The organism is Plantactinospora solaniradicis, assembly GCF_042658085.1.
Lineage (GTDB): Bacteria > Actinomycetota > Actinomycetes > Mycobacteriales > Micromonosporaceae > Plantactinospora > Plantactinospora solaniradicis.
Genome location: NZ_JBHSPR010000061.1, coordinates 1 through 679 on the forward strand (window position 1 = coordinate 1; position 679 = coordinate 679).

A 679-nucleotide genomic window follows, 5' to 3' on the forward strand; every position below is an offset into this window, starting at 1 on the left:
CCGCACGAACAACCCCGCGAACCGAACCGCCGCCCCCTCATCGAACAAATCCGCCGACACGGTCAGGGACCCGGACAGCCCGGCCGGACCACCCTGCTCGTCGGCCGCCTCCCGTAGCGAGATGTCCATGTCGAATCGCGCAGCCATCGCCGAACCGCCACCCGCGCGCGCCTGCCCGCCGATCTGGACGTCCGGAAGGCTCAGCGCGGCATGGTCGGTGTTCTGCAGGGTCAGCAGCACCTGGAACAGCGGGTGGCGGGACAGCGAGCGGGCCGGGGCGAGTTCCTCGACGAGGCGCTCGAAGGGCACGTCCTGGTGTTCCAGGGCGCTCAGGGTGGTCTCCCGGACCCGGGCCAGGATCTCCCGGAACTCCGGGTCGCCCGACAGATCCGTACGGATCACCAGCATGTTGACGAAGAACCCGACCAGCCTGTCCAGGGCCTCGTCGGTCCGGCCCGCGACCGGCGTGCCGATCGGGATGTCGGTGCCGGCGCCCAGGCGGGACAGCAGCACCGCCAGCGCGGCCTGGAGCGCCATGAACGGGGTCACGCCCTCGTCCCGCGCCAGTTCCACGAGACGCTGGTGCACCTCGGCCGGTACCCGCAGGGCGGTGCTGTGGCCGCGATGGCTGGCCACCGCCGGGCGCGGGTGATCCACCGGCAGGGCCAGTTCCTCGGGA

General features: G+C 72.0%; 1 protein-coding gene. It reads right to left on the bottom strand.

From position 1 onward, the window contains the following. The coding region (locus tag ACFP2T_RS41800; protein WP_377432423.1) for a condensation domain-containing protein at positions 1-657 on the bottom strand (657 nt) is incomplete at its 3' end. Positions 658-679 lie beyond the last annotated feature (22 nt).